Annotated in this window: 7 protein-coding genes; 4 read left to right on the top strand and 3 right to left on the bottom strand. The window is 73.6% G+C overall.

Annotated features, from left to right (window positions below):
* The first annotated feature begins 120 nt into the window (after positions 1-120).
* The 3 genes from ACSNOC_RS16875 (at position 121) to ACSNOC_RS16865 (ending at position 1541) form a co-directional block, all read left to right on the top strand.
* On the top strand, positions 121-537 hold the full coding sequence (locus ACSNOC_RS16875; protein ID WP_436748279.1) for a roadblock/LC7 domain-containing protein: 417 nt from the start codon (positions 121-123) through the stop codon (positions 535-537).
* Between the two features lie 4 nt (positions 538-541).
* Positions 542-922: a DUF742 domain-containing protein gene (locus ACSNOC_RS16870; protein WP_436748278.1), complete on the top strand. Its 381-nt coding sequence runs from the start codon at positions 542-544 to the stop codon at positions 920-922.
* Between the two features lie 61 nt (positions 923-983).
* Positions 984-1541 carry a GAF domain-containing protein gene (locus ACSNOC_RS16865; protein ID WP_436748277.1) on the top strand — a complete coding sequence of 186 codons (558 nt, stop codon included), beginning with the start codon at positions 984-986 and terminating at the stop codon, positions 1539-1541.
* 21 nt (positions 1542-1562) lie between these two features.
* Here ACSNOC_RS16865 and metG read toward each other — a convergent pair whose 3' ends face one another.
* On the bottom strand, positions 1563-3284 hold the full coding sequence (metG, locus tag ACSNOC_RS16860; RefSeq protein WP_436748276.1) for a methionine--tRNA ligase: 1722 nt from the start codon (positions 3282-3284) through the stop codon (positions 1563-1565).
* 151 nt (positions 3285-3435) lie between these two features.
* Here metG and ACSNOC_RS16855 point away from each other — a divergent pair, with 151 nt between their 5' ends.
* The gene (locus tag ACSNOC_RS16855) at positions 3436-4590 is read left to right on the top strand and encodes an anhydro-N-acetylmuramic acid kinase (RefSeq protein ID WP_436748275.1); all 1155 of its coding nucleotides are present in this window, start codon (positions 3436-3438) and stop codon (positions 4588-4590) included.
* A gap of 36 nt (positions 4591-4626) precedes the next feature.
* Here the strand turns inward: ACSNOC_RS16855 and ACSNOC_RS16850 are convergent, their stop codons facing one another.
* The gene (locus tag ACSNOC_RS16850; protein WP_436748274.1) at positions 4627-6828 is read right to left on the bottom strand and encodes a putative bifunctional diguanylate cyclase/phosphodiesterase; all 2202 of its coding nucleotides are present in this window, start codon (positions 6826-6828) and stop codon (positions 4627-4629) included.
* Entirely contained in the window at positions 6750-7565 is an 816-nt protein-coding gene (locus ACSNOC_RS16845) for an SAM-dependent methyltransferase (protein ID WP_436748273.1), read from the bottom strand. Before ACSNOC_RS16845 ends, ACSNOC_RS16850 begins: the two co-directional genes overlap by 79 nt.
* Between the last annotated feature and the right edge of the window lie 78 nt (positions 7566-7643).

Raw genomic sequence — 7643 nt, 5'->3', positions numbered from 1 at the left:
ATCCGGATCCCGTCCCCGGTCCCGGCCTGCTGGCCGCCTTCCGGCGCGGCGCCGGACTCGCCGAGGAGTCCGGCGATCTCTGATCACCCCCGCCCCCTGCCCCCGAGGAGACGAGCGACCATGGTGAGTGACATGCCCGCCGGGCTGCCGACCGACGTGTCCTGGCTGCTGACCCGTCTGGTGGAACGCGTCCCGCACGCCCGCAGCGCGTGCCTGCTGTCCATCGACGGCCTGGTGCAGGCCGCGCACGGCCTGGAGGCCGACACCGCGGAACACCTGGCCGCCCTGGCCTCCGGGCTCTACGCGCTGGCCGGCGCCGCCGGGCGCCGCCTCCCCGACTGCGGGGACGCCCGGCAGATCGCCGTGGAGCTGGAGAACGCCCTGCTGTTCGTCTCCACCGCCGGACAGCGCGCCTGCCTGGCGGTCCTGGCCGGCCGGGACACGGACGCGGCGCTGCTCGGCCACGAGATGACCGTGCTCGTGCGCAGCGTGCGGCCCGTCCTGGCCACCCCGGCCCGGCACGGCGCGGGGCGGTGACCCGATGGCCGAATCCGCCCCCGGCGACCGCCCGCTGCTCGACGACGCGGCGGGCCGCCTGACCCGCCCCTACACCGCGAGCGGCGGCCGGACCCGGCCCGCCGCCCGCCTCGACCTGCTGACCTTGGTCAGGGCCACCGGGCGCGGGATACGCCGTCAGGTGGGGCCCGACCACGCCCAGGTGCTCGGGCTGTGCCAGCGGCCGGTGCCGGTCGCCGAGATCGCCGCCCGCGTCCGGCTGCCGGCCACGATCACCATGGTGCTCCTGTCCGACCTGCTGGACTGGGGCGCCGTCGCCGTCGACACGCCCGCCCCGGCGCGCGGCGACCGGAGCGACCGCGCCCTGCTGGAAGCGGTGCTGCACGGCCTGCGCGAACGGCTCTGACGCTCCGCCCCCGCCCGCCTCCCCGTTCCGCATCCGACCCCAGCCAGCCAAGGAGCGCACCATGCTGACCGTCAGCCGCGACCACGCCCCCCGCCCCCTGCTCACCCCCGAGGACCCGCACGTCCCGTGCCGGGTCCGGCGCCTGCGCGAACTCGGCATCGGCCTCACCGCCGAGCCGGTCCCGGCGTTCGACGAGGCGGCCCGCGCCCTGGCCCGGGTCGCCGGGACGCCGTGGGCGGCGGTGACGTTCCTCGACGCGCACCGGCAGTTCTTCGCCGGGCTCCACGCGCCGGACGGCGAGGAGCGGCCCCGGACCGCGGCCAGGGACCACGGCTTCTGCCCGTACGTCGTGATCCGCGGCAAGGCGCTCGTGCTGGAGGACCTGCACGACTACTCCCGCTTCGCGGGCAACCCCGCGGTGCAGGAGCACGGCGTCCGCTCCTACCTCGGCGCGCCGCTCCTCGACCCCTCGGGCCTCGCGCTGGGCACCATCAGCGTGGTCGACCGCATGCCGCGGCCCTGGGGCAGGCAGGGCCTGGAGACCATCAAGGCCGCGGCGGCCGAGCTGGCCGAACGGATCCTCGCCGCGGCCCCGCCGGGCGCGGGCGGCGCGGACTGACGGCCGGGGGGCCGGAGGACGTCACTCCTCCTGGCCGCCGAAGCGCTCCCGGTACGCCGCGAGGTCGTCCTCGGTGATCTTGGCGAAGAGCACCGGCGGCACGGTGAACGGCGTCCCGGCCGGCACCGCGTCCAGGGCGCGGGCCTCCCCGGGCGTGACCCAGGGCCCCGTGGGCCGCTCCAGCTCGAACACCGACCGCAGCGTCCGGGCCGTGAACGGGATGACGGGCTCGGAGACCACCGCGTAGAGCTGGATGAGGTTCATCGCGGTGCGCAGTGTCAGGGCGGCGGCGTCCTGGTCGGTCTTGATCTCCTGCCAGGGCGCCTTCTCCTCCAGGTAGGAGTTCCCTGCGCTCCACAGGGCGCGCAGCGCGAAGGCCGCCTTGCGGAACTGCAGCGCCTCCAGGTGCTCCTGGTACTCCGCGAGCAGCCGCGCGATCTCCTCGCCGAGCCGCCGCTCGGCCTCGCCCGCCGCGTGCCCGGCCGGGACCACGTCGCCGAAGCGCTTGCGCGAGAAGGACAGCACGCGGTTCACGAAGTTGCCCAGGGTGTCCGCGAGGTCCTTGTTGACCACCGAGGCGAACAGCTCCCACGAGAACGACGCGTCGTCCGACTCGGGGGCCCCCGCCATCAGGAAGTACCGCCAGTAGTCCGCGGGCAGCACCTCCAGCGCGGCGTCCGCGAAGATGCCGCGGTTCTGCGAGGTGGAGAACTTGCCCCCGTAGTACGTAAGCCAGTTGAACGCCTTGACGTAGTCGACCTTCTTCCACGGCTCGCGGGTGCCGAGCTGGGTGGCCGGGAACATCACGGTGTGGAACGGCACGTTGTCCTTGGCCATGAACTCCGTGTACCGCACCGAGCCGTCCGAGGCGTACCACCAGGAGCGCCAGTCGCGCTCCTCGCCCTCACCGGCCGCGTCCGCCCACTCCTTGGTCGCGCCGATGTAGCCGATCGGGGCGTCGAACCAGACGTAGAACACCTTGCCCTCGGCCGCCAGGTCGGGCCACACGTCCGCCGGGACCGGCACACCCCACTCCAGGTCGCGGGTGATCGCCCGGTCGTGCAGGCCCTCGGTCAGCCACTTGCGGGCGATGGACGAGGCCAGGTTCGGCCACTCCTTGCCGTTCTCCTCGACGAACGCCTCGACCTCGCCCTCCAGCTTCGACTGGAGCAGGAACAGGTGCTTGGTCTCCCGCACTTCCAGCTCCGTGCTGCCGCTGACCGCCGAGCGCGGCTGGAGCAGGTCGGTCGGGTCCAGCACCCGCGTGCAGTTCTCGCACTGGTCGCCGCGGGCCGCCTCGTAGCCGCAGTAGGGGCAGGTGCCGACGATGTAGCGGTCGGGGAGGAAGCGGCCGTCCGCCAGCGAGTACACCTGGCGCGTGGAGCGCTCCTCGATGAACCCGTTCTCCTTCAGGCGGCGGGCGAAGTGCTGGGTGATCTCGACGTTCTGCGGGGACGAGGTGCGGCCGAAGTAGTCGAAGCGCAGGCCGAACGCGTCGTAGACCGCCTTCTGCGCGTCGTGCTGCCGGGCGCAGAACTCGGCCACCGGCAGCCCGGCCGCCTTCGCGGCCAGCTCCGCGGGCGTGCCGTGCTCGTCGGTGGCGCAGATGTACAGCACGTCGTGGCCGCGCTGCCGCAGATAGCGCGCGTACACGTCGGCGGGGAGCATCGAGCCCACCATGTTCCCCAGGTGCTTGATCCCGTTGATATAGGGCAGCGCACTGGTGATGAGGTGTCGGGCCATCCTCGGATGCTCCAATGGTGAGATGAGATAGCGAGGTGAAAAGCGTCACGGAAGGTGACGGATCGCTGTCATGGACTTCACTCATCCTACCGAGCCGCCGACCGGCGGACCCACGCGGTTTTCCGGCGCCCGGCCGTGGCGGGTCATCGGCATGCTGAGCGGGACCTCGTACGACGCGGTCGACGCCGCCGTCGCCGAACTCACGTTCGTGGGCGAGGAGATCGTGCTGCGCCCGCTCGGACTGCACACCGAGCCGTTCCCCGCCACGCTCCGCGACGCCCTGGCCCGCTGCCTGCCGCCCGCCGCCACCACCCTCGCGGAGGTCTGCCTGCTGGACACCGGGCTGGGCCGGTTCTTCGGCGAGGTCGCCGCCCGCGCCGACGCCGCCCTGGCCGGTGGCGCGGCGGACCTGGTTGTCTCGCACGGCCAGACCGTCTACCACTGGGTGGACGGCACCCGCGCCCTGGGCACCCTCCAGCTCGGCGCCGCCGCCTGGATCGCGGAGGCCACCGGGCTGCCGGTCGTCTCCGACCTGCGCACCCGGGACATCGCCCGCGGCGGCCAGGGCGCGCCGCTGGCGGCGACCCTCGACGCGCTGCTCCTGCTCGGGGACGCGTCCGCCGCCCGCGGGGCGCTGAACCTCGGCGGCATCGCCAACATCACCGCCCGCGACCGCGCCGGGCGGATCATCGCCTACGACCTCGGCCCCGCCAACGCCCTCATCGACGCGGCCGTCACCGCGGCCACCGCGGGCGCCGCGCGCATGGACACCGGCGGCGCCAGGGCCGCGCGCGGCACGGTCGACCGGGCGCTGCTCGCCCGGCTGCTGGCCGAGCCCTACTACCGGCTGCCGCCGCCGAAGACCACCGGCAAGGAGCTGTTCCACGCCGCCTACCTGCGAGAGCGCGTCGCGCCCGGGGAGCCGCCGGCCGACGACCTGGTGGCCACCGTCACCGAGCTGACCGCCGAACTGGTGGCACGGGCCTGCCGCGCGCACCGGATCGGCGAGCTGGTCGTCTCGGGCGGCGGGGTGCGCAACCCGGTCCTGATGGCCCGGATCGGCGCGCTGGCCGCGCCGGCCCGGATCGTGCCGTCCGGGGAGTTCGGCCTGCCGGCCCAGGCGAAGGAGGGGTACCTCTTCGCCCTGCTCGGCTTCCTCACCGTGCACGGCCTGGCCGGGAACGTCCCCTCCGCGACCGGCGCGCGCGGCGGCGCCGTCCTCGGCTCCCTCACCCCCGGCGCCGGGCCGCTGCGGCTGCCGGAGCCGCGCGCCCGGCCGCCGCGGAGGCTGCGGATCGCGACCTGAAAGGCGCCGGCCCCGGCCGGCCCGCGCCGGCCGGAGTCAGACCGCCTCGGGCAGCCGCTCCGGCGGCCCCGGCTTCGCGTAGTACCAGCCCTGCGCCGAGTCGCAGCCCAGCTCCCGCAACTGCTCGGCCTGGGCGGAGGTCTCGACGCCCTCGACCGTCACCGAGAGCTGGAGGGTGTGGGCGAGCGAGACGATGCCCTCCACGATCTTCAGGTCCACCGGGTCGGCCGGGTCGCGCTGGAGCCCCTGGGTGAAGGAGCGGTCCAGCTTCAGCGTGGTCGCGGGCAGCCGCCGCAGGTTCGCCAGGTTGGAGTACCCGGTGCCGAAGTCGTCCAGCGCGATGCCCACGCCCAGCTCCGCCAGCTCGCGCAGCGGGCGCAGCTCGTTCTCGTCGGCGCTGATCATCGCCGTCTCGGTGACCTCCAGGCACAGCGAACTCGGCGGCAGCCCCGCCTCCTCCAGCACGGCGACGGTGTCCTCGACCAGCTCCGGGTGGTGCAGCTGACGCGGCGACAGGTTCACGTTCACCTTCAGGGCCCGCGTGCCCCCTATGCCGCGCACCTGCCACTGGCACGCCTGGCGCACCGCCTCCTGGAGCACCCAGCGGCCCAGCGGCACGATCAGCCCGGTGTGCTCGGCGAGCGGGATGAAGCGGTCCGGGCCGAGCACGCCGTGCCGGGGATGACTCCAGCGCACCAGCGCCTCGGCGCCCTCCAGGCTGCCGTCCTCCATCTTGACCAGCGGCTGGTACTCGATGAAGAACTCGGCGCCCTTCAGCGCCGCCGGGAGGTGGTGGGTCAGATGGTGCCGGCTGATGGCCCGGGCGTCGGAGTCCGGATCGGCCACCGCGTACCGGTTGCCGCCCTCGGCCTTCGCCCGGTACATGGTGATGTCGGCGCTGCGCAGCACCTCGGCGGAGGTCAGGTGCCGGGTGGCGCCCTCCACGATCCCGATGCTCGCCCGGACCAGCAGCTCCCGGCCGCCCACGTCCACGGGCGTCGACAGCGCCTCCAGGGCGTGCTCCGCGACCTCGACGACCGCCTCGGGCGTGGGCGGGTCCACGACCAGGGCGACGAACTCGTCGCCGCCGATGCGCGCCAGCATCTGCCCCGGCCCCGAGACGCACCGCTGCAGCCGCTCGGCCACGGCGATCAGGAGCTGGTCGCCCACGGCGTGGCCGAGGCTGTCGTTGACCGCCTTGAAGCCGTCGAGGTCCAGATAGCACAGCCCGATGCGGGCCGGTCCGGAGCCGGGGGCGAGCGTCTGCTCCAGCCGCTCGAAGAACAGCGAACGGTTGGGCAGGTCGGTCAGCGCGTCGTGGGTCGCCTGGTAGCGCAGCCGCAGGTTGAGCAGGCGGCGCTCGGAGACGTCCTCCATCATCGCCAGCATGTAGCGCGGCCGGCCCTCGGCGTCGCGCAGCAGCGAGACCGTCAGGTTCGTCCACAGCACGGTGCCGTCGGTGCGGTGGTACGGCTTCTCCACCTGGTAGTGCTCCCGCTCGCCGCGCATCAGCTCGCGCTGCATCCGCCAGACGTCGGGGGAGTCCTCGGGGTGCGTCCAGCTCAGGATGTTGCGGCTGCGCACGGCGTGCTCGGAGCCGCCGAACATCTCGGCGAGGGCGTCGTTGATGTCGAGGATCTCGCCGTCCATGTCGGCGATGCCGATGCCGAGCGGGGCGTCCTTGAAGACCGCGTGGAACCGCGTCTCGCTCTCGTGCAGGGCCTTGGTGATCTCGGCCTGGGCGGCGAGGGCGGCACGCGAGACCGCCTCCTGCTCGGTGCGGGTCCGCTCCTGGAGCGCCTTGGCGAAGCCAGCGGAGACGGCGTGCTGGAGACGGGCGCAGCGGCTGCGGCCCTCCTCGGGGGGCAGCCGGTCCGGGTCGGCGCAGTGGGGCAGCAGGTGGGTGTCGATGACGCCGAGGATGCCGGGCAGGGCCTCGGGGGCGGTGCAGTGCGCGGCGACCAGCGCCTCGCCGACCGCCTGGCCCGGGGCCGGGTCGAAACGCGGGGCGTGCAGCGCGTCGGAGAGCACGCCGGCCAGGTCCAGCAGCAGTGCCTCGAACTCCGGCCTGGTCATCGACGTCGCGGTGGCCGGATAGACGGCACGGCACCAGGTGGTGGCGAAACGCCGCAGGCCGTCGGGGAGGGATGGCGAGGGTCTCACGCTGTGCGTCCTACTCCCGCGTAGCCCGCGTAGACATGGGGATCCTCCTCGTCGGGAGGTCCTTCCGGCCGCCATTCCGGCATCGGCACCAGGCCGGGCTCGACGAGGGCGAAGCCGTCGAAGAAGCGGGCCACGGCCTCGCCGGAGCGCATCACGAACGAGGAGCCGCCGTTCCGGTAGGCCTCCGTCAGCCGGGCCGCCCCCCGCTCGGCCGTCGCCGGGCCGTGCTCCGCGGAGGCGTGGCTGAGGACCAGCAGGCTGCCGGGGGCCAGGGAGTCGCGCAGCGTGGCGACCTTCTCGTATGGCTTGTCGTGGTCCTCGATGAAGTGCAGCACGGCGACGAGCAGCAGGGCCACGGGCCGGTCCAGGTCCAGGATCCGGCGGACCGGGTCGCTGTTCAGGATGCCCATGGGGTCGTGGAGGTCGCCGGGCACGATGTCCGCCCGTTCGTCGCCGGCCAGCACGGCGCGGCCGTGGGCGACGGCCACCGGGTCGTTGTCGACATAGACCACCCGGGCCTCGGCGCTCGCCTCCCGGGCGACCTCGTGGACGCTGCCGAACGTCGGTATGCCGGAGCCTATGTCCAGGAACTGGGTGACGCCCTCCGAAATGGCATGACGCACCGCGCGGCGCATGAAGGCACGATTCGCCTGGACGATCTTGGGAACCCCGGGGCAGGCGGCCATCACCCGGCGGGCCGCGGCGCGGTCCACCTCGAAATTGTGGGAACCGCCCAAGTAGTAGTCGTACATACGCGAAACACTCGGGACGGACAGATCCATCCCCGGCGGCGCCCAGGCGGGTCGCTCCATCGACGCCTCCAATGTCCCCTGCATATGCGCGAATTGGCCCCAGACGGTTGAGACTACTGACTCTGCGGCACATCAGGG

This window comes from Streptomyces sp. URMC 129 (assembly GCF_051386415.1).
GTDB lineage: Bacteria > Actinomycetota > Actinomycetes > Streptomycetales > Streptomycetaceae > Streptomyces.
The sequence above is the reverse complement of the archived record's forward strand: the minus strand, read 5'-3'. Positions and strand labels throughout refer to the sequence as shown.

What these genes read in the sequence shown, in the direction of transcription:
- ACSNOC_RS16845 (WP_436748273.1), bottom strand. Translation starts at nt 7,565, where the DNA reads ATGGAGCGACCCGCCTGGGCGCCGCCGGGGATGGATCTGTCCGTCCCG.
- ACSNOC_RS16870 (WP_436748278.1), top strand. Translation starts at nt 542, where the DNA reads ATGGCCGAATCCGCCCCCGGCGACCGCCCGCTGCTCGACGACGCGGCG.
- ACSNOC_RS16850 (WP_436748274.1), bottom strand. Translation starts at nt 6,828, where the DNA reads ATGGCGGCCGGAAGGACCTCCCGACGAGGAGGATCCCCATGTCTACGC.
- metG (WP_436748276.1), bottom strand. Translation starts at nt 3,284, where the DNA reads ATGGCCCGACACCTCATCACCAGTGCGCTGCCCTATATCAACGGGATC.
- ACSNOC_RS16875 (WP_436748279.1), top strand. Translation starts at nt 121, where the DNA reads ATGGTGAGTGACATGCCCGCCGGGCTGCCGACCGACGTGTCCTGGCTG.
- ACSNOC_RS16855 (WP_436748275.1), top strand. Translation starts at nt 3,436, where the DNA reads ATGCTGAGCGGGACCTCGTACGACGCGGTCGACGCCGCCGTCGCCGAA.
- ACSNOC_RS16865 (WP_436748277.1), top strand. Translation starts at nt 984, where the DNA reads ATGCTGACCGTCAGCCGCGACCACGCCCCCCGCCCCCTGCTCACCCCC.